General features: G+C 40.5%; 24 protein-coding genes and 1 rRNA gene. 24 read left to right on the top strand and 1 reads right to left on the bottom strand.

Features of this window, described 5'->3' with window-relative positions:
* The 12 genes from rrf to rsmI form a co-directional block, all read left to right on the top strand.
* A 5S ribosomal RNA gene (rrf, locus tag ACIROD_RS25540) occupies window positions 1-90 on the top strand; the annotation flags it as partial.
* Between the two features lie 210 nt (window positions 91-300).
* Window positions 301-519, top strand: a complete 219-nt coding sequence (locus ACIROD_RS25545; protein ID WP_101225890.1) for a sigma factor G inhibitor Gin — start codon at window positions 301-303, stop codon at window positions 517-519.
* A gap of 225 nt (window positions 520-744) precedes the next feature.
* Window positions 745-2,199 carry an aminotransferase class I/II-fold pyridoxal phosphate-dependent enzyme gene (locus tag ACIROD_RS25550; RefSeq protein WP_402945515.1) on the top strand — a complete coding sequence of 485 codons (1,455 nt, stop codon included), beginning with the start codon at window positions 745-747 and terminating at the stop codon, window positions 2,197-2,199.
* Between the two features lie 39 nt (window positions 2,200-2,238).
* The gene (gene tmk, locus ACIROD_RS25555) at window positions 2,239-2,880 is read left to right on the top strand and encodes a dTMP kinase (RefSeq protein ID WP_230178754.1); all 642 of its coding nucleotides are present in this window, start codon (window positions 2,239-2,241) and stop codon (window positions 2,878-2,880) included.
* A 101-nt stretch (window positions 2,881-2,981) separates the two neighbouring features.
* On the top strand, window positions 2,982-3,311 hold the full coding sequence (locus ACIROD_RS25560) for a cyclic-di-AMP receptor (protein ID WP_034316369.1): 330 nt from the start codon (window positions 2,982-2,984) through the stop codon (window positions 3,309-3,311).
* A 24-nt stretch (window positions 3,312-3,335) separates the two neighbouring features.
* Complete coding sequence (locus ACIROD_RS25565) at window positions 3,336-3,776, top strand: YaaR family protein (RefSeq protein ID WP_350300832.1); 441 nt, start codon at window positions 3,336-3,338, stop codon at window positions 3,774-3,776.
* A 14-nt stretch (window positions 3,777-3,790) separates the two neighbouring features.
* Window positions 3,791-4,789: a DNA polymerase III subunit delta' gene (holB, locus tag ACIROD_RS25570; protein WP_101225933.1), complete on the top strand. Its 999-nt coding sequence runs from the start codon at window positions 3,791-3,793 to the stop codon at window positions 4,787-4,789.
* Between the two features lies 1 nt (window position 4,790).
* A complete protein-coding gene (locus ACIROD_RS25575; protein ID WP_101225894.1) occupies window positions 4,791-5,621 on the top strand; it encodes a PSP1 domain-containing protein in 831 nt (276 codons plus the stop codon).
* A gap of 50 nt (window positions 5,622-5,671) precedes the next feature.
* On the top strand, window positions 5,672-6,010 hold the full coding sequence (gene yabA, locus ACIROD_RS25580; protein ID WP_397315131.1) for a DNA replication initiation control protein YabA: 339 nt from the start codon (window positions 5,672-5,674) through the stop codon (window positions 6,008-6,010).
* Between the two features lie 178 nt (window positions 6,011-6,188).
* Entirely contained in the window at window positions 6,189-6,932 is a 744-nt protein-coding gene (locus ACIROD_RS25585) for a tRNA1(Val) (adenine(37)-N6)-methyltransferase (protein WP_101225896.1), read from the top strand.
* Window positions 6,919-7,179, top strand: coding sequence for a GIY-YIG nuclease family protein (locus tag ACIROD_RS25590; RefSeq protein WP_101225897.1), 261 nt, complete (start codon window positions 6,919-6,921; stop codon window positions 7,177-7,179). The genes ACIROD_RS25585 and ACIROD_RS25590 overlap by 14 nt, the downstream gene beginning before the upstream one ends.
* A 1-nt stretch (window position 7,180) precedes the next feature.
* Window positions 7,181-8,065 carry a 16S rRNA (cytidine(1402)-2'-O)-methyltransferase gene (gene rsmI, locus ACIROD_RS25595; RefSeq protein WP_101225898.1) on the top strand — a complete coding sequence of 295 codons (885 nt, stop codon included), beginning with the start codon at window positions 7,181-7,183 and terminating at the stop codon, window positions 8,063-8,065.
* Window positions 8,066-8,112: 47 nt separating this feature from the next.
* On the opposite strand, the gene ACIROD_RS25600 is transcribed toward rsmI, so the two are convergent.
* Window positions 8,113-8,397, bottom strand: coding sequence for a transition state genes transcriptional regulator AbrB (locus ACIROD_RS25600; RefSeq protein ID WP_048689982.1), 285 nt, complete (start codon window positions 8,395-8,397; stop codon window positions 8,113-8,115).
* A gap of 612 nt (window positions 8,398-9,009) precedes the next feature.
* Here ACIROD_RS25600 and metG point away from each other — a divergent pair.
* The 12 genes from metG (at window position 9,010) to spoVG (ending at window position 19,997) form a co-directional block, all read left to right on the top strand.
* Window positions 9,010-10,971, top strand: coding sequence for a methionine--tRNA ligase (gene metG, locus ACIROD_RS25605; protein ID WP_101225899.1), 1,962 nt, complete (start codon window positions 9,010-9,012; stop codon window positions 10,969-10,971).
* Window positions 10,972-11,179: 208 nt separating this feature from the next.
* Window positions 11,180-11,947 carry a TatD family hydrolase gene (locus tag ACIROD_RS25610; protein WP_402945522.1) on the top strand — a complete coding sequence of 256 codons (768 nt, stop codon included), beginning with the start codon at window positions 11,180-11,182 and terminating at the stop codon, window positions 11,945-11,947.
* Window positions 11,948-12,226: 279 nt separating this feature from the next.
* Window positions 12,227-13,381 carry a G5 and 3D domain-containing protein gene (locus ACIROD_RS25615; protein ID WP_230178756.1) on the top strand — a complete coding sequence of 385 codons (1,155 nt, stop codon included), beginning with the start codon at window positions 12,227-12,229 and terminating at the stop codon, window positions 13,379-13,381.
* A gap of 252 nt (window positions 13,382-13,633) precedes the next feature.
* A complete protein-coding gene (rnmV, locus tag ACIROD_RS25620; RefSeq protein WP_402945526.1) occupies window positions 13,634-14,197 on the top strand; it encodes a ribonuclease M5 in 564 nt (187 codons plus the stop codon).
* Window positions 14,190-15,068: a 16S rRNA (adenine(1518)-N(6)/adenine(1519)-N(6))-dimethyltransferase RsmA gene (rsmA, locus tag ACIROD_RS25625; RefSeq protein WP_101225903.1), complete on the top strand. Its 879-nt coding sequence runs from the start codon at window positions 14,190-14,192 to the stop codon at window positions 15,066-15,068. The genes rnmV and rsmA overlap by 8 nt, the downstream gene beginning before the upstream one ends.
* A gap of 202 nt (window positions 15,069-15,270) precedes the next feature.
* Window positions 15,271-16,149: a sporulation peptidase YabG gene (gene yabG, locus ACIROD_RS25630; protein WP_101225904.1), complete on the top strand. Its 879-nt coding sequence runs from the start codon at window positions 15,271-15,273 to the stop codon at window positions 16,147-16,149.
* Window positions 16,150-16,462: 313 nt separating this feature from the next.
* Window positions 16,463-16,714, top strand: a complete 252-nt coding sequence (gene veg, locus ACIROD_RS25635; RefSeq protein ID WP_061440325.1) for a biofilm formation stimulator Veg — start codon at window positions 16,463-16,465, stop codon at window positions 16,712-16,714.
* 151 nt (window positions 16,715-16,865) lie between these two features.
* Window positions 16,866-17,042, top strand: coding sequence for a small, acid-soluble spore protein, alpha/beta type (locus tag ACIROD_RS25640; protein ID WP_101225905.1), 177 nt, complete (start codon window positions 16,866-16,868; stop codon window positions 17,040-17,042).
* Window positions 17,043-17,364: 322 nt separating this feature from the next.
* The gene (gene ispE / locus ACIROD_RS25645; protein WP_101225906.1) at window positions 17,365-18,234 is read left to right on the top strand and encodes a 4-(cytidine 5'-diphospho)-2-C-methyl-D-erythritol kinase; all 870 of its coding nucleotides are present in this window, start codon (window positions 17,365-17,367) and stop codon (window positions 18,232-18,234) included.
* Between the two features lie 61 nt (window positions 18,235-18,295).
* A complete protein-coding gene (gene purR, locus ACIROD_RS25650) occupies window positions 18,296-19,120 on the top strand; it encodes a pur operon repressor (protein ID WP_101225907.1) in 825 nt (274 codons plus the stop codon).
* A 10-nt stretch (window positions 19,121-19,130) separates the two neighbouring features.
* Window positions 19,131-19,508 (top strand): RidA family protein, encoded by a 378-nt coding sequence (locus ACIROD_RS25655; RefSeq protein WP_202190662.1) that lies wholly within the window; start codon window positions 19,131-19,133, stop codon window positions 19,506-19,508.
* Between the two features lie 192 nt (window positions 19,509-19,700).
* The gene (spoVG, locus tag ACIROD_RS25660) at window positions 19,701-19,997 is read left to right on the top strand and encodes a septation regulator SpoVG (protein ID WP_034316332.1); all 297 of its coding nucleotides are present in this window, start codon (window positions 19,701-19,703) and stop codon (window positions 19,995-19,997) included.
* The last annotated feature ends 126 nt before the right edge of the window (window positions 19,998-20,123 follow it).

Genomic DNA, 20,123 nt, shown 5'->3' on the forward strand with positions numbered 1-20,123 from the left:
ACCCGTTCCCATTCCGAACACGGCAGTTAAGCTCTTCAGCGCCGATGGTAGTTGGGGGTTTCCCCCTGTGAGAGTAGGACGCCGCCAAGCCATTTCAAAAGATCAGCCATCCGGCTGGTCTTTTTTTTGCATAATGCTAAGAAAAATCATTGGATATAAAGGGATTATCAATTATGGAAACTTTTATAAAGACATACACGTAATGAAATTCTTCATCATACATTGTAAAAAGCATCCCCGGTTCTCTTAAACTATTTAAATTAATGTATGCGAACAATGGTTTTTGGGGAGAATGCAGGTATGGAGGTGGAGATGTTGGGGACAACAACAACCAAAACAACGGCAGGGGAAACATGCGCGGTTTGTGAAGAAATAAAAGGGATGGGTATACATCTATATACGACTTTTATTTGCGAGGAATGCGAAAGGGATATGATCGGGACGGATACGAACGACCCCAAGTACCAATATTACTTAAAGAAATTAAGAAAAATCACTAATCCTGAAATATTATCATGAAAAAATAGTTTGTGGAAAGTTAAAGAGTCAGAGAAAAAAGAAATGGTGTGTTTCTTTAGTCTCTGATTCTTTTTTTGGTACTTTAGAAGAATGCTTGCCAACACGCTTCAAGCTGCAACCAGACTGTTCGGGGATACATAATCGCCTTCCTATTGTCGTAATATGAGATAAAATTGAACTTATTTGATAAAATGAAAAAATACTATGACGTGAGGGAAGAGAAAAATGAATCAATCTCAGACACCATTGTTCGATGCAATGAGTGCATTTCAAAAAAAAAACCCAATATCCCTGCATGTCCCAGGACATAAAAATGGATGGGTGTTTAGTAAAAAGGGCCAAGCTTTATATAACTCCCTGCTTGGTATTGATGCCACGGAGTTAAGTGGTTTAGATGACCTGCATGCTCCAGAGGGCGCCATTTTAAAGTCCGAGCAACTACTCGCTGACCTATATGGGGTAAAGCGGAGTTATTTTCTCGTTAATGGGTCAACCGTAGGCAACATTGCCATGATTCTTGCTACCTGCAGGGAAGGCGATAAGGTCCTTGTCCAAAGAAACTGCCATAAATCAATTTTACATGGATTGATGTTAGCGAATGTACAACCGATCTTTTTACAACCGGTTTATTATGAGAAATGGGGCATTGCTGGCGGTGTAAGTTCAAAATTAATTGAAGAAGCCTTGAGTGTACATCCAGATGTAAAAGCGATCATTGTTACCTATCCTAATTATTATGGTCTTGGTGAAGACTTGACGGAAATGGTAAGACTCGCACATCAAAAGGGGATTCCGGTGCTGGTGGACGAGGCACATGGCGCTCATTTTCAGTTAGGAAGCCCGTTTCCAAAGCCGGCCATATTGGCAGGGGCAGATGCAGTTGTCCATTCTGCGCATAAAACACTTCCGGCCATGACGATGGGGTCATTTCTTCATGTGAATTCATCCTTAGTTGATGTCGATCAAGTAGCCTTCTATTTACAAATGCTTCAGTCGAGCAGTCCATCTTACCCGATTATGGGATCGCTCGACTTGGCCAGGTCCTACTTAGCCGCTTTTACATCAGAAGATAAAAGTTCCCTTATTGAAAAGATATTAGATTTCAGAAGCGAATTAGGTGCCCTGGATACAGTAAGGGTGCTGGAGGCGCCACTAGGCATCGCGGCGGACCCGTTGAAAGTGGTCATTCAATCAAAAAATGGTTTAAGCGGGTTTGAGTTACAGCAGCTATGTGAAGCCGAAGGCATTTTTACGGAATTGGCTGATCGTGATAATTTATTACTGATTTTACCCTTATTAAAAATGGATGCCGAATTTCCTTTTCATGAAATCGTTCAAACTATAAAAAGTGCCACTGAAGGCAGAATTGGATTCAAGGAAGAGAATCTTGGGGAAAGCTTGCCTGAACGAAGGTCGATGACAGGACTTGAAATGCCATACTCCGTCATGAAGCATAGTAAATCAATACCTGTCGCATTACACAAAGCAGTGGGTGAGGTATCTGCCGAGATGGTCATTCCTTATCCACCAGGGATCCCTTTGATTATGTCCGGGGAAATGATTACTCCTGAACATATATCCATTTTGAGAAGCCTGCTAGAACTGGGATCAAGGTTTCATGGCGGTTCCTCCCTTTCAAACGGAGAATTGATCGTTTATGAAAGCGGGCAGACTGGTTAAAATGTTATACTACAAACAAAGAACCTTGGAGGTACATCGATGAAACGTGGTATTTTTATAACAATGGAAGGGCCTGAGGGTGCCGGGAAAACAACAATTACCCAAATGCTTGGCAAGGCTCTGCAACAAGAAGGCTACCAAGTACTATTAACGCGTGAGCCAGGTGGAGTACCCATTTCGGAACAAATTAGGGAAGTGATCCTTAATAAAGATAATACAGCCATGGACGCGAGAACAGAGGCTTTATTATACGCAGCAGCAAGGCGTCAGCATTTAGTGGAAGTGGTCATTCCTGAGTTGGAACGAGGGGGAATTGTCCTCTGTGACAGATTTATAGACAGCTCGTTAGCCTATCAGGGCCATGCAAGGGGTTTGGATATAGAAGAAGTTTACAATATCAATAAATTCGCAATTGGAGATATGATGCCAGATGCCACGCTCTTTTTTGATATCGACCCAGAAGAGGGATTAAGACGTATCCAGTCCAATGGGGAAAGGGAAGTGAACCGGCTGGATCTTGAAGCCCTCGACTTCCATAAAAAAGTTTGTGAGGGGTATCAATTCATTATAAATAGATGGAAAGACCGTTTCATCATCGTGGATGCAGGCCGGACAATAGATGAAGTACTTGAAGAAACGAAAGCCAGCTTGTTGGATTTTTTAGCAAAAACGGGAAACTGAATATATAGGTTTCCATATTATTCAACCAATACTATTCCAGGCAAGGACTAGTTGATATAATGGAGTTAGTAAAAATTCAGAGTAACCGGAGGATGATGAGAATGAAAATGATCATTGCTGTCGTTCAAGACAAGGATAGTCATCGCCTGCTGAATCAATTAGTGGAAAATAATTTCGGAACGACCAAGCTAGCCAGCACTGGCGGGTTTTTAAAATCAGGTAATACGACTTTTATGATTGGCACAGAGGATGAACGCGTTGACCAAGCCATTCAGATAATCAAACAGAATTGTCAGTCACGATCCCAATTAGTATCACCGGTTTCACCGATGGGCGGGAATGCCGAGTCCTATGTACCTTACCCAGTGGAGATTCAAGTAGGCGGTGCGACCATTTTTGTTCTGCCGGTTGAAAACTTTTTACAATTTTAACGGTTAGTTACAGGGAGGTTCATTATGAAAATCAACCATGATATCCCTATTAAGCTTGATAAATCGCGTCAGGATGCCAAACAGTTCCAAACTGGGAATGGAAGATTTCAACAAATGGTTCAGACACAGGATCAAAAGATGCAAATCCAAACATTAAACCGTTTGATAGGCGATATTGAAGGTGCGGGTCAGCGTTTAGTAAGGTCACGTACTTTTAGGGAATTGGCAAAATATAAAGCATTGGTGAAACGGTTTGTTAAAGAAGCGGTTGAATATGGACTGGAACTGAAACAATCTACGAGCTGGAACGAATATGGACAAAGCCGGCCGTTGAAAACCGTGGAAACGATAGATGCAAGATTAGTTGAGTTAAGCGAGGAAATTCTTAATAAAGAGAAAAGCTCGCTTGAAATATTGGAAATGATTGGCGAGATTAAAGGTTTGCTGATTAATTTATATACTTAAGTGAGTTGATGGTTTTGGATAAAACATGGCAGGACATGAGTGAAATTCAGCCGCAGGTAATGACGATGCTGCAAAATAGCATAACGAAGAACAGGGTGGCTCATGCGTATTTATTTGAAGGGGAAAAAGGGACAGGTAAGCAAGAGATAAGCATTGCCTTTGCCAAAAGCTTACTATGTGAAGCCCCGACAGCAGGTTATGAGCCATGCGAACTTTGTCGGAATTGCAAACGGATTTCAAGTGGGAATCATCCTGATGTCCATTTGATAGAAAAAGACGGTCTCTCAATAAAGAAAGAACAAATCAAGGGGCTGCAGGAAGAGTTTTCGAAAAAAAGCGTAGAGGCAGATCGAAAGGTTTATATGATTGCCGATGCGGACAAAATGTCGGTGGGGGCAGCCAACAGTCTATTGAAATTTTTAGAAGAACCTTCGGCTGATACTGTAGCAATATTGATGACCGAACAGCTTCAGAGGATTCTACCGACTATATTATCTAGGTGCCAAGTGATTTCATTCAAACCATTATCTCCGGAGAATGTGAGACGGAAGCTGATAGAACAGGAGTTAGAACCACAGCTGGCCTCGGTCATCGCACACATAACACAGAATCTGGAAGCTGGAATCGAGCTTAGCCATGATGAATGGTTTGTACAAGCTCAAAAAATAGTGGTAAAATTATATGAAGTGTTAAAAATCAATTCCTTGAAGGCATTGCTGTACCTTCAGACGGATTGGTCCACACACTTTAAAGAAAGAGAACAGGTTGACAGAGGTCTTGATTTGTTACTTCTTATATATAAGGATTTATTATACATTCAGTTGGACAAAAAGGACTTCGTTGTATTCCAAAATAAACTGAAGGAATTTGAAACTCACGCTCTTCATCTTTCCCCAAGACGCCTTGCTGAACATATGGGTTGCATTTTGGAAGCAAAAAGGAAGCTGATGTCCAACACGAATCCACAGCTGTTGATGGAACAGCTTGTGCTGAATTTGCAGGAGGGATCATGATTTGTATGATGTTGTAGGTGTCCGTTTTAAAAAGGCGGGCAAAATATACTACTTCGATCCGGGTGAATTCACTATTCCTAAGGACGATTTTGTAATAGTGGAGACTGTCCGCGGTGTTGAATTCGGTAGAGTCGTTACAGCCCGTAAACAAGTAGATGAAAACGATGTTGTCCTGCCATTGAAAAAAGTACTTCGGGTCGCTGATGCAAAAGATAAGCTGATTGTAGACGAGAACAAGGCGGCTGCAGAAGAGGCTTACTCTATATGTTGTCAAAAGGTTGTGGAGCATAAACTGGATATGAAGCTGGTTGATGTGTCATATACTTTCGACAGAAATAAAGTCGTGTTTTATTTTACAGCGGATGGTCGCGTGGATTTCCGTGATTTAGTCAAAGATTTAGCTGCCATATTCAGAACTCGCATAGAACTGCGCCAAATTGGGGTTAGGGATGAGGCAAAGATGCTTGGTGGCATCGGACCTTGTGGCAGAATGCTTTGTTGCTCCACATTTCTTGGGGATTTTGAACCGGTTTCCATCAAAATGGCGAAGGATCAGAATTTATCATTAAATCCTACAAAAATCTCAGGTTTATGCGGTCGATTGATGTGCTGTCTGAAATATGAAAATGATGAGTATGAAAGTGCGAAGGAAATGCTTCCTGATTTAGGTGAAATGATTAATACGCCTGGTGGCAAAGGCAAGGTAGTGGGGCTTAATATTCTAGAACGCGTACTTCAGATTGAACTAATCGAGCAAGAAAGAGTATTAGAGTATACTCTAGATGAGATTCTTAAAGAGGGAGCCGTTTCTATTCAAGCCACAGATTATTAAGGTGGTGGGAGAGCGTGGATAAGAAAGATATTTTTGAGTCGGTGACCAATATGGAAACCCAGATAGGCCAATTATATAAGCAGCTTGGAGAATTGAAGCAGAACTTAGCTGAAATCCTTGAGGAAAATCAGTCGATCAAGCTGGAGAACGAGCATTTGCGCCATCGGTTGGGCCTTGTGGAAGTCGAAACTGCTCCTGCTGCAGTAAAGGTCAAACAGAAAGTGAAAAACCGTACTGCAAGTGCGGACAAGGTTATGGATATCGGGGAAGGCTATGATAATTTAGCCCGTATCTATCAAGAAGGCTTTCACATTTGCAATCTGCATTTTGGCAGTTTAAGAAAAGAAGGAGATTGCTTGTTCTGTTTATCTTTTTTAAACAAGAAGTGATAATGGAATAATATAAAAGATGTTCCATCTCTTTTACGTGATAGATAGACCGTTTACAATATATAGTGATTCGGGGTCTGACGCATACTATGAGTCAGGCCCCTTTTTGTACGATAGTTATGTCGAAGCATGTACCCTATACATGCTTTTTCCATACATGATTAGGAGGGTAACAGCAATGGTGGAACTTAAAGGAGATGAGCGCCTGGATTATCTATTGGCTGAGAAATTAAGGATCATCCAGAGCCCGTCGGTGTTCTCTTTTTCATTAGATGCCGTTTTATTATCAAGGTTCGTAAATGTCCCGATCCAAAAAGGGAAAATCGTAGATCTTTGCTCAGGGAATGGGGTCATACCTTTGCTGCTGAGTACAAGAACGAAAGGGCAAATTACCGGTGTTGAAATTCAAGAGCGGTTATATGATATGGCCCAGAGGAGCATGGACTATAATGGCGTATCCTCGCAGATCGAGATGATTCATGGGGATATAAAGGAAATACCAAAACAGATAGGGTATAGCAAATATGATGTAGTTACTTGCAATCCACCCTATTTCCCGACGCCATCTATCGAGGAAATTAACAAAAATGAGCATTTTGCAATTGCCCGACATGAATTAATGTGTAATCTAGAGGACGTCATGCGTGTTTCAAGTCAGTTGTTGCGTCAAGGTGGGAAAGCGGCATTCGTTCATAGACCTGGCCGTCTGATGGATATCCTCCATTTCATGAGGATGTACAGAATTGAACCAAAGCGACTGCAGTTCGTTTATCCAAAGAGTTCAAAAGAAGCGAATACGATTCTTATTGAAGGGATAAAGGACGGCAACCCTGATTTGAAGATTCTTCCTCCGCTTGTTGTATATAATGATCAAAATGAGTATAATCCGGAAATCAGAAGGATTTTATATGGAGAGGAATAAGCATTATTTTTATGTTTTAAAATGCAGGGACGGAAGCTATTATGCTGGGTATACCAATAATTTGGACCGCAGGATTGATGCTCATAATCAAGGCAGGGGTGCAAAGTATACACGTGGCCGGACCCCGGTTGAACTGATTTATCATGAAATATTCGAAACACAGACATTGGCCATGCAGGCTGAATATAAATTCAAGCAATTAACCAGAAAACAAAAGCAAAAGTGGATGGCAAAGGAGGATACATGATATGTGGCAGCAAAAGAGTTTTGAAAAAGAAGGATTGGAGCCAGCTCTATATCTGGTTCCTACACCGATAGGAAACCTTGAGGATATGAGTTTCCGGGCTTTAAGAATCTTAAAGGAAGCGGATGTCATTGCTGCTGAGGACACGCGAAATACAAAGAAATTATGCAACTACTTTGAAATTTCGACACCTATCGTCAGTTACCATGAACATAATAAGGAATATAGCGGAAAGCAGATGCTTGAGAGGCTTCGGTCTGGAGAGGTCATTGCATTGGTAAGTGATGCGGGCTTGCCGACGATATCCGATCCGGGATATGAACTGGTCAAAGAAGCCATTGCCGAACAGTTTAAAGTCATCCCGTTGCCTGGGGCAAATGCTGCATTAACTGCATTGATCGCATCTGGACTGATTCCGCAGCCCTTTTACTTTTATGGCTTTCTACAGCGGGGAGCAAAAGAAAAAAAGCAGGAGCTGGAAAAATTAAAAAAATTGGAATCGACTTGGATCGTTTATGAATCGCCACATCGATTGAAAGATACATTGAAACATATGCATGAAATTTTAGGTGACCGTCGTATAGTATTATGCCGTGAATTGACCAAGAAATTTGAAGAGTTCATTCGAGGGACTGTGAGTGAAGCATTGACATGGGCGACGGAATCCGAAATTCGCGGAGAGTTCTGTTTAATAATAGAAGGAGGGCAATGGTCGGAGGAGGAACCTGAAGAAGCTTGGTGGATGGTCCTTGACATCGTCGGTCATGTTAATCATTATATGGAAACCAAGCAATTCACTTCAAAGGACGCAATCAAGCAGGTCGCAAAAGATCGCAATATGCAAAAACGGGATGTATATCAAGCGTATCATATTGATATACAAGAATAATAAACATAAAAAAAACTTCCGAAGGTCGGAAGTTTTTTTTATATCATTTATTTAGAAGCAGTGAAGTTTTGTTGAATTTCTTGAATAAGTAATTCTGCACCTTCACGGCTAAGGATCAATTTACCATTAGCAAGTGTAAGGTTGTTATCGGAAACTTCACCTGTAACTTGGCAAGTCATGTTTGGTTTGTATTTTTTCAAGATGATGCGCTCATCATCAACATAGATTTCAAGAGCGTCTTTCTCAGCGATACCCAATGTACGACGAAGTTCGATTGGAATAACCACCCGGCCTAACTCATCAACTTTACGAACAATACCTGTAGATTTCATTTTTATAATTTCTCCTCTCAGTTACAATCTAGTACCCTATTTTCTATTTTTTTCGCCATTTTTCGACAAATTTTTTTATAAATTTATAATACCAGCCATTCCCAAATTCGTCAATGATTTATTTTCATTTTTTTGTAAGAAATAGCATGGCTCATTTCGTGTAACAAAAAGGCTTTTAAAGAGAAAAAATCGGTTATGCCTTTAAAAGTAAAGAAATAGCTAGACTACAAGGAACCCCTCACTTCACCAGATTTCGACAAAGTGTGCATATAAAACATACTTCATCATTATATGTTTAATATAATTTAGTTTCAAAACAAAAGTTCTGAATTAAGGATAATTTTCTGAAAAACTTTACGAATATGTGAGTTGTTGCACAAAAAAAGAAATTTAGGTATATTTTGTTGAGGTAAGAGGTAATGCTGTCATAATAAGGGTAGTCACGTCCAGATCACTTATTTTTAAATATAATTTCTTAATTCTATTAACACGATGATTAGATTAGTGATTATTGTCGCATATAGCGTTAAAATAGAGATAATAACTTAAATATATTCTTATGGCTTGGGTCAATCCTTTAGCCGGTTTTTCAAAAGATGAGGAGGGAACGTAGTGCAAGATAAATTAAAAACATTCTATATCACGACACCCATATATTATCCGAGTGGTAATTTACATATAGGGCACGCGTATACGACAGTTGCAGGGGATGCCATGGCTCGTTATAAAAGGATGCGTGGCTTCGATGTCATGTATTTAACAGGAACTGATGAACATGGTCAAAAAATCCAGCGTAAAGCGGCTGAGGAAGGAATCACTCCACAGCAATATGTAGATAATATCGTATCAGGGATTAAAGAGCTCTGGGAAAAGCTTGATATTTCATATGATGATTTCATCAGGACGACGGAAGATCGCCATAAAGAGGTTGTAGCCAAGATATTCAAAAGGCTATTGGACCAGGGTGATATATATTTGGACCAATATGAAGGGCTATATTGTACACCTTGCGAATCTTTCTTCACGGAACGTCAGGTGGAAGAAAGCAATGGAAACTGTCCTGATTGCGGCAGGCCTGTTGAGAAGGTGAAAGAGGAATCTTACTTCTTTAAGATGAGTAAATATGCGGATCGGTTACTGGAGTTTTATGAGGAAAATCCGGATTTCATTCAACCGGAATCCCGCAAAAATGAAATGATCAATAACTTCATCAAGCCTGGATTGGAAGATCTGGCCGTTTCACGTACTACTTTCGATTGGGGCATCAAGGTGCCGGGAGATCCAAAGCATGTTATTTATGTCTGGATAGATGCATTGACCAATTATATAACGGCATTGGGGTACGGAACGGATAATGATTCTAAATACTTGAATTATTGGCCGGCCGATGTACATCTGGTCGGAAAGGAAATTGTGCGTTTCCATACGATCTATTGGCCGATCATGTTAATGGCTCTTGATGTGCCGCTTCCAAAGAAAGTCTTTGCCCACGGATGGCTTCTCATGAAAGATGGTAAAATGTCCAAATCAAAAGGAAATGTAGTGGATCCCGTTACATTGATTGATCGTTACGGTTTGGATTCTTTACGCTACTATTTATTGCGTGAAGTTCCATTTGGTTCCGATGGAGTATTTACACCGGAAGGGTTTGTTGAACGGATCAATTTTGACCTGGCAAATGATTTAGGGAATTTATTAAATCGAACAGTTGCAATGGTCAATAAGTATTTTGATGGTGTAATTCCAAATTACGATGGATCCAATGGTGAATTCGAAAAGGCTTTGCTTGAAATGAACCAAGAAACGGTAGGCAAGTATGAGGAAGCAATGGAAAACATGGAATTTTCAGTTGCACTAACATCCATTTGGCAATTAGTGAGCAGAACTAACAAATTCATCGATGAAACCCAGCCATGGACTCTTGCTAAAGATGAATCAAGGAAAGCGGACCTTGCTAGTGTCATGGTTCATTTGGCGGAATCATTACGCAGGACGGCAATCCTTTTGAAACCGTTCTTGACGCAAACACCGGAAAAAATCTTTGCTCAGCTTAGCATCAAAGATGATGTGTTGAAATCCTGGGACAGTTTAGCGGAGTTCGGTCAAATTCCTGCTGAAACAAAAGTTTTGAAGGGAGATCCGATCTTCCCTCGTTTGGATATGGAAGAGGAAGTTTTATATATTAAAGAACAAATGCAGGGCGATGCACCTAAGGCCGAGGAAAAAGTGGAAGTGGAGATTCCCGAGGTTGATGAAATCACTATTGATGACTTTACAAAAGTGGAGCTTCGTGTTGCTCAGGTCATGGAAGTTGAACCAGTAAAGAAGGCGGATAAGCTTCTTAAACTTCAGCTTGATTTGGGCTATGAGAAACGGCAAGTCGTTTCAGGCATTGCACAGCATTATAAACCCGAAGATTTAGTGGGCAAAAAGGTGATATGCGTAACGAATTTGAAACCTGTTAAACTTCGTGGCGAGCTATCGCAAGGAATGATTTTGGCGGGAAGCCAAGATGGTGTACTCTCAGTCGCTACAATAGATTCATCGATTCCAAATGGTTCAAAGGTGAAATAAACCGATGAAAACATAAAGGTGTTTCATATGAAACATTTTTATGTTTTTTTCTTTATGCTTTTGGAAAAAGTACTTTTATACAGGTTTTGTTTTTAGTGCTGGATTATTAGTTGGGCATATAAGGTCCTTTGTAATCTGTTTGTTACCTAAATGTGAAACATAAAACTTTCATTTTTTTATAAAATAGTGCTAGAAAGGAAGAAAAATAATGTTATTTGATACACATGTACATGTTAATGCGGAACAATTCAACGAGGATCTCGAAGAAGTAATAGAAAGAGCTAAGGAAGCAGGAGTCAATAATATGGTTGTCGTTGGTTTTGACCGGCCTACTATTATAAGGGCAATGGAATTGATAGAAGCTTATGATTTCATGTATGCCGCAGTCGGCTGGCATCCTGTCGATGCTATAGATATGACAGAAGAGGACTTACAATGGATCGAGGAATTATCCAACCATCCAAAGGTTGTGGCCATTGGTGAGATGGGCCTGGATTATCATTGGGATAAATCACCGAAAGATGTTCAAATGGAGGTATTCAGGAAGCAAATCCGTCTGGCAAAAAAGGTTGGGCTGCCCATTATCATCCATAATCGGGAAGCGACCGCGGATATCGTGAACATACTCAAGGAAGAAGAGGCATCAAGGGTTGGAGGCATCATGCATTGCTTTAGCGGAAGTGCGGAAACGGCTTTGGATTGCATTAATATGAATTTTTATATTTCATTGGGTGGCCCTGTAACCTTCAAGAATGCAAAAAAACCAAAGGAAGTGGCAGCGGCCGTACCTTTAGACCGTTTACTGATAGAGACCGATTGTCCATATTTGGCTCCCCATCCTTATAGGGGGAAGCGTAATGAACCTTCGTATGTGAAGCTTGTTGCTGAACAAATTGCAGAAATCAAACAACTTACAATCGAGGAAGTATCCCAGGCGACAACAGAAAATGCCAAAAAGTTATTCGGCATTAACTGACATTTTATTTTACAATATCTCCCGGGGTTCGCTAGCTAAAATCGTATTATTTTAAAGTTTCTACAAATCTCGCTCCAACTATAGGCTTATTATGTCGAGAAGTCACCCTTTCCTTTTCAATATGGAATATGCATAATAGGTAGTAATTTCCTGAATGAGAAGTGAATGGGTTGACAGCTTGATAACTAAGTCTATATAATCACCGGGAGGAAGGAGGAGTTTTTCATTCTATTAAAAACTATGAAAAACCTTATTCCCAAACCTTTTGGGAAGAAGAGAATGGCAATTGCCATTTGCAGTGCTATTCTTGTTTCTACAGCATTGGGAATACTAATATATCAAGGTACAAAGGATACAGTAACAATCATGCTAGACGGAAAAAAAGAGGTAGTGCGTACACACGCGGCTACTGTAAATGATATGTTGGAAGATTTAGAGATTACCGTTCAAGCCGCAGACTATGTCCATCCATCAAGAGCCACGAAGGTTGATGATGATTTAGAGGTGGTTTGGAAGCCTGCACAAAAAATCGTCATGGTACAGGATGGTAAGACGGAGGAAGTCTGGTCCACTGCCGAAACAGTAGAAGATCTTTTAAAGGATCAAGATCTTAGTGTGAAGGAACAGGATAAGATCACCCCTTCAAAAAATACGAAGCTGAAAGCGAATATGGAAGTTGCCATAGACAAAGCCTTTTCACTGAAATTAGTGGTAGGTGGAAACGAAAAGCAGGTATGGTCAACTTCGACTACTGTCGCTGACTTTTTAAAGCAACAAGGAGTAAAACTCAATGATTTGGATCGAGTTGAGCCAGAATTAACCGAAAAAGTTGAAGCTGAGAATACGGTAAACGTAGTTCGAATTGAAAAAGTCACCGATGTAGTGGAAGAACCAGTTGACTTTGCTGTCATAACAAAAAAAGATGACTCTTTATCAAAAGGGAAAGAGAAAATTGTCAAAGAAGGAAAAGACGGACTCATTTCCAAGAAATATGAAGTTGTTAAGGAAAATGGCAAAGAGGTCAAAAGAGAATTACTTTCAGAAAGAGTAGTTAATAAAAAGCAGGATAAAGTTGTAACGGTCGGAACTCGAACGACAGTTGCCCAGGCATCACGCGGAGTAACTAACGTTAGTTCTTCAAGTGGAAAAGAAATATACGTATCATCAACAGCTTATACTGCCAGTTGTAAGGGCTGTTCCGGTGTCACGTCTACAGGTGTAGATCTTAAGAGTAATCCGGGTGCAAAGATCATTGCTGTCGATCCAAGCGTGATTCCTTTGGGGTCGAAAGTATATGTAGATGGATACGGCTATGCTGTAGCTGCTGACAAAGGCGGAGCAATAAAGGGAAATAGGATTGATGTCTTCTTTTCCTCGAAAAATGATGCCTATCGTTGGGGTGTAAAGAGAGTAAAGGTTCGTGTATTGGACTAATAAGGTTTCTCTCGCAGGAGATGAATTCGTCTCCTGTTTTTTGCGTTTTATTTTCCACTTGTTGAAAAACCCTATGTAAAACTGTTTTAATAAGATAGACGTCTCACTATTCCATAAGATTTCAATTTATGTGTGTAAACTTTCATAAATGATTTTGACTGGATTCTCTATCCAGAAAAATTTTACGGGGGACCGGTTACGTTTATCCAAGAGCTAATCAAAGCGCTTACGCTTTTCTGTATGGAGGAAACCATGAAGAAGATTAAAGAGATTATTGTTGTAGAAGGAAAAGACGATACGGTAGCGATAAAAAGGGCTGTTAATGCTGATACAATAGAAACCAATGGTTCCGCGGTGAATGAGTCCTGTATCGAGCAGGTGAGGCTTGCACAAATGACGCGTGGAGCCATCATTTTCACGGACCCTGATTTTCCTGGTCAAAAAATAAGGAACATCATTTCAGAACAAGTAAAAGGATGTAAACACGCCTTTTTAACGAAGGAGGAAGCCCTTCCTAAGTCAGGTAGAGGAATTGGTGTGGAACATGCTTCTCCTGAGGCGATTCGTAATGCTTTAAAGGATGCCCAGTTAATGGATGAAGAGGCTTCAGAAGAGATTTCACAGCAGGATTTAATAGATGCAGGTTTAATCGGCGGGTCCGGTGCCAAGGAACGAAGGGAAAAACTTGGATCTATTTTAAAAATCGGGTTTACCAATGGTAAACAGTTATATAAGAGACTAAAAATGTTCCAAATATCAACTGATGCTTTTGAGAAAGCGATGGTACAGATAATTCAGGAGGAAAATAATGAATAAGGATATTGCAACCCCTGTCAGAACGAAAGAAATATTAAAGAAATACGGATTCTCCTTTAAAAAGAGCTTAGGACAAAACTTTTTAATCGATACGAATATCTTGAAACGTATTGTCGAACATGCCAATTTGACAGAGGAAAGCGGCGCCATCGAAATTGGGCCGGGAATCGGGGCATTGACGGAACAACTAGCGAAAAGCAGCAAAAAGGTTGCGGCCTTTGAGATTGATCAGCGTCTACTGCCCATCTTATCGGATACACTGTCTCCCTATAACAATGTAAACATCATTCACGGGGATGTTCTCAAGGCAGATGTCAAGAAGGTAATCGAGGAGGAATTCGCTGGCTTCTCGGACCTGATGGTTGTTGCAAATCTGCCATACTATGTCACGACGCCGATCATTTTAAAGCTATTGTCCGAGGACCTGCCCATTAGAGGCATCGTGTGCATGCTGCAAAAGGAAGTGGCTGATCGAATTGCCGCAAAACCTGGGACAAAGGAATATGGTTCTTTATCCATTGCGATTCAATATTATACCGAAGCCGAAACAGTGATGATCGTACCCAAAACGGTATTCATGCCTCAGCCTAATGTTGATTCAGCCGTAATCCGCCTTACCTTGCGCGATAAGCCAATCGTTGAGGTCCTGGATGAGGACTTCTTCTTCACTGTGACCCGGGCGAGCTTTGCACAGCGCCGGAAAACGATATTAAATAACCTAATCAGTCAGCTGCCGGATGGTAAGTCGAAAAAAGAGCTCATACTTGCTGCTCTCGAAGCCGCAGAAGTTGATCCTTCCAGACGAGGAGAAACACTGAGCATCAAAGAATTTGGCCGCTTAAGTGATGCGTTATTGCCGAATTTCAAATAAAGATAATGTGAAAGATTAAAGTCGGAATGGGGTCACTCCCAGCTTCCGGCTTTTTTTATTTTGATATTGGCATACCATGATGGAACCGTACCCAAAAATGTAATCAATCCCAACCTTTCACCATTCAAGAATGGTTCGCATAACTTAAGAATGAAAATAAACTAGGGCGGGCTGAAAATAAGTCTTCTCATGGGGTGAGGCCATGAATATTCAAATAAACGATATTGTCGGTCGGGTTTCTTATAAATGCGACGTGTTGTTCCGGGTAATCGATATCCGTGATATTGACGGAAGGCGTGAAGCTATTCTTTATGGGGAAGATATCCGACTGATTGCAGATGCACCTTTTCAAGATTTAATGATCATTAATGATAATGAAAGAAATGATCGACAAAAATCGAATGAGGTACTTCAAGAACAATCTTACCGATTATTAACACAAGATCTAGAGCTGCAACAACAAAAAAATGGCTATCAATCGAGTAATGGCTATCGGTATAGCGGTGAATATTTTCAGATACCAGGGAGGGTCCTCCATGTTGATGGGGATGCGTCTTACTTAAGGAAATGCATGGAACTATATCAGAAATTCAGTATTCCGGTCAATGGCATCTATTGCAATGAAAAGGAAATGCCCCAAAGAATCGGGGGGTTGTTGGACCATTATCGGCCGGACATTCTTGTTGTCACCGGTCATGATGCCTATTCAAAATCAAAAGGACCGATGTCCGATATCAATGCCTACCGTCACTCAAAGGATTTTGTACAGACAGTTAGAGAAGCACGAAGGAGGGTTTCCCATTTAGATCAACTGATTATATTTGCCGGGGCTTGTCAATCGCATTTTGAATCATTAATCCAAGCGGGGGCTAATTTTGCAAGTTCTCCCTCCCGTGTTAATATACATGCTCTTGATCCGGTATATATCGTCGGAAAGATAAGCTTTACACCTTTTTCCGATCATATTCATGTTTGGGATGTCCTTCGGAATACATTAACGGGAGAGAAGGGGTTGGGGGGAATTGAGACTAAAGGGGTGTTACGGACCGGGTTGCCTTTCAAGCCATTTCAGGAAGAATGAACGAGCTGCATTTTAAAAGAATGCAGCTTGCTTTTGGTGGGGAAGAATTCGGATATCCTCACAAAAAAACGGTTTTTTTGTTTGGTAATGTCACTAAGTAAGGATTTAACTACGAAAATTCGGTTTAATAATTAATGAAATAGTTCGTTTACATAATTTTTCATTTCCCAGGATATAATAAAATTGTTCGCGATTTTGCCGGATTTCAGATAAAAATATATTGACTACATTTTTAAGTGCTGATATAATTTATTATTTTGTTTGCGTATATTTGTGAATTGTGATATACTTAACTTAGTGAGGTGGACCGAAAATGCCAAAAACTCTAGCTGATATTAAAACTGCACTTGATTCAAACCTAGGTAAAAGATTGCTCTTAAAAGCAAACGGTGGAAGAAGAAAGACTGTAGAACGATTTGGAACTTTGGCGGAAACTTATCCGGCTGTTTTTGTAATTGAGCTCGACCAAGATGAAAATGCGTTTGAAAGAGTATCTTACAGCTATGCGGATGTTTTAACGGAAACCGTAGAACTAACATTTTTAAACAAACAACAAGAGATTTAACTTAGACGAGGCAGCGAACAACTATGTTTGCTGCTTTTTGTTTTGTATAAAATATCCTGTGAGCCCCAATAGAGGCTTAAAAAGGATGTAATGAAATAGCTTATGATGCAAACACTAGGCATGTGACGGCATGTGAAAGGGGTTGCTTCGCTTGAGCAGGAAAAAAGGGATTATGTCAAATGGTCTTAAAGAGGAATTGGCTAAAGAACTTGGATTTTACGATGTTGTCCAGAAAGAAGGCTGGGGAGGAATCCGGGCCAGGGACGCAGGTAACATGGTAAAACTTGCTATCGAAAAAGCACAACGTCAATTGGTGAACAAGGAGTAAGATAAACACTTAATTGTATCATGCCGTCATGTTGAAAGTAGCCAGACTTCTTATGCGATGTATAGCTCTATTCATTTTTGCTTACATTGTAGTTAAGGAGTCTGGTTTTTTTATGTATCGGTAATTGCTATTTGGATATGTAGCAAGTCTTTTGGGATTCAGGAAGTGGCTGCTCTCCCATGTGCCTACATGTGTCTATTCCCCTCTAAAGGCCAATCTTAGCTTCATTACATTGAAATTACGATGAAAAAACCTTTAGAATATAAACAAATATGATAGAATAGGACAAGAACTTTTAAGAACGTTAAAGTAGGTGGACATATTGAAGCTTATGGAAAAAGCCCCGGCTAAGATTAATTTGGCTTTGGATGTGCTTTTCAAACGGCCTGATGGGTATCATGAGGTGGAAATGATCATGACGACAGTCGACCTTGCCGATAGAATTGAACTAAAGGAAATAAAGGGGAATCATATCCAAATTCTATCCCATAATCGATTTGTTCCGGATGATCATCGGAATTTAGCTTATCAAGCCGCATTTATTCTAAAGGAACGTTTTGGAATCAATAAAGGTGTTTCTATAACTATAGAGAAAAATATACCTGTAGCCGCAGGGCTTGCTGGTGGAAGCAGTGATGCCGCAGCTACATTGAGGGGCTTAAATAGACTGTGGAAGCTAGGTCTTTCCATGGATGAACTTGCGGAAATAGGAGCTGAAATTGGCTCCGATGTTTCATTTTGTGTATACGGAGGTACGGCATTGGCCAGAGGGCGCGGGGAAAAAATCACGCATCTTCCTGCACCGCCAAAATGCTGGGTCATCTTGGCCAAACCGACGATTGGCGTTTCGACAGCGGATATATATAAAAGGCTCCAAACTTCAAAAATGGAGCATCCGGATGTACCTGGAATGATTACGGCTATTATGGAAAACAATTATCACGATGTATGCGAGGGGTTGGGCAATGTTCTGGAACAGGTGACATTGCAGTTATACCCAGAGGTTGCGAACATTAAAGATCAAATGAAGACATTTGGAGCAGATTCGGTCTTGATGAGCGGAAGTGGTCCGACCGTTTTTGGTTTGGTGGAACATGATTCGCGCATGCAAAGAATTTATAATGGACTTCGCGGATTTTGTGATCAAGTCTATGCAGTCCGTTTACTGGGTGATCGAAACAACCTTGAATAGAAACGTACATTAGTGGTATAGTTGCTATATAATATTCGGAATTCACAAAGGGGGTGTCTCAATGAAATTTCGTCGCAGCGAGAGGCTAGTCGATATGACCAATTATTTATTAGAACATCCGGGGGAACTTGTTTCGCTGACTTATTTTGCTGAAAGGTATAGTTCGGCAAAATCCTCTATCAGTGAAGATTTGACGATCATCAAAGATACCTTTGAACAACGCGGGATAGGATCTTTAACAACCGTTCCAGGTGCGGCCGGTGGAGTGAAATATATTGTTTCCATCAAGGAAGAAGAAGCCAATGCCTTCATTGACGGATTATGCGATACGATTGCTAGTCCCGAAAGGTTGCTTCCTGGCGGTTATCTATATATGACAGACATTTTAGGACATCCGCAAACCGTGAATAAGGTTGGAAGGATAATCGCCTCAATGTATGCCAAGAAAAATGTCTCAGTCATCATGACAATGGCAACCAAAGGGATATCATTAGCATACGCCGTGGCAAATTATTTGAATGTTCCAGTTGTCATTGTAAGAAGGAATAATAAAGTAACGGAAGGTTCTACAGTGAGCATCAATTATGTTTCTGGCTCTTCAAAGAGGATTCAGACTATGGTACTCTCTAAGAGAAGCTTGGTTGAGGGTTCGAATGTATTAATTGTAGACGATTTCATGAAGGCTGGGGGTACCATCAACGGTATGGTCAGTCTATTGGATGAATTCAAGGCAACAGTTGCCGGAATTGCGGTGCTGGTCGAATCCGAACATACGGAGGAGTGTCTTGTCGAGGACTATGTTTCATTAATCAAGTTGACGCAGGTAGTCGAAAGAGACAAGAAAATCAATGTCAGCCGAGGGAATTATTTTACGAAAAAGGAATAGGGGGAATCATATCATGAAAACGATACATACGGATGAAGCACCGGCAGCGATCGGACCATATTCACAAGGCGTGATCGTGGATAAGTTATTTTTCAGTTCAGGACAGATCCCACTTACTGCTTCTGGTGAGATGGTGACAGGGGATGTCAAGGAACAAACACACCAGGTCTTTAAGAATCTCCAAGCTGTATTGAAAGAAGCTGGGGCTTCATTGGAAACTGTCATTAAGGCTACAGTATTCATTAAAAGTATGGACGATTTCGGTTCGATTAATGAAGTATACGGAGAATATTTTTCTGCTCACAAACCTGCTCGCTCTTGTGTAGAGGTTGCTCGGCTTCCGAAAGACGCACTAGTGGAAATAGAAGTAGTAGCGCTCGTTAAATAAACGGGCGTTTTTTATTTTTTTAAAGGCAATTCGTAATGGGTAATTTTCCTTTAATATAAGGGTGATTTTTAGTATTTTAAAAAACTAGGCTGAATTTTCTAAAAAAATTACAGATAATAGAAGGAGTTCACGTTTTTTTGTTGAATATGTACTTTAAGTTTTAACAACAACAAAAAGGGATGGTGAGCTTAAATGGAAGTAACTGACGTAAGATTACGCCGTGTGAATACGGACGGTCGTATGAGAGCTATCGCATCAATTACACTGGATAATGAATTTGTGGTTCATGATATTCGTGTGATCGACGGAAACAATGGTTTATTTGTAGCAATGCCAAGTAAACGAACTCCAGATGGAGAATTCCGGGATATCGCTCATCCAATCAATTCCTCGACACGCGGGAAAATTCAAGAAGCTGTCTTGACAGAATATCATCGATTGGGAGAACTTGAAACTGAATTAGAGGAAGCTGGAGCAGGTGCTTCTTAAAATAACATTACTTTTAAACTTTAAAATTATAATTCGTGCATCTAGAGCCTACTTCATAAGTAGTGCTCTTTTTTATTTATTCAAAATCGGATAAGTTTAGAACTTGTCCGCTCATCATGCAGATAT

Origin of the sequence: Peribacillus sp. NPDC101481 (assembly GCF_044767165.1) — a bacterium.
In the GTDB taxonomy this organism is placed as follows: domain Bacteria; phylum Bacillota; class Bacilli; order Bacillales; family DSM-1321; genus Peribacillus.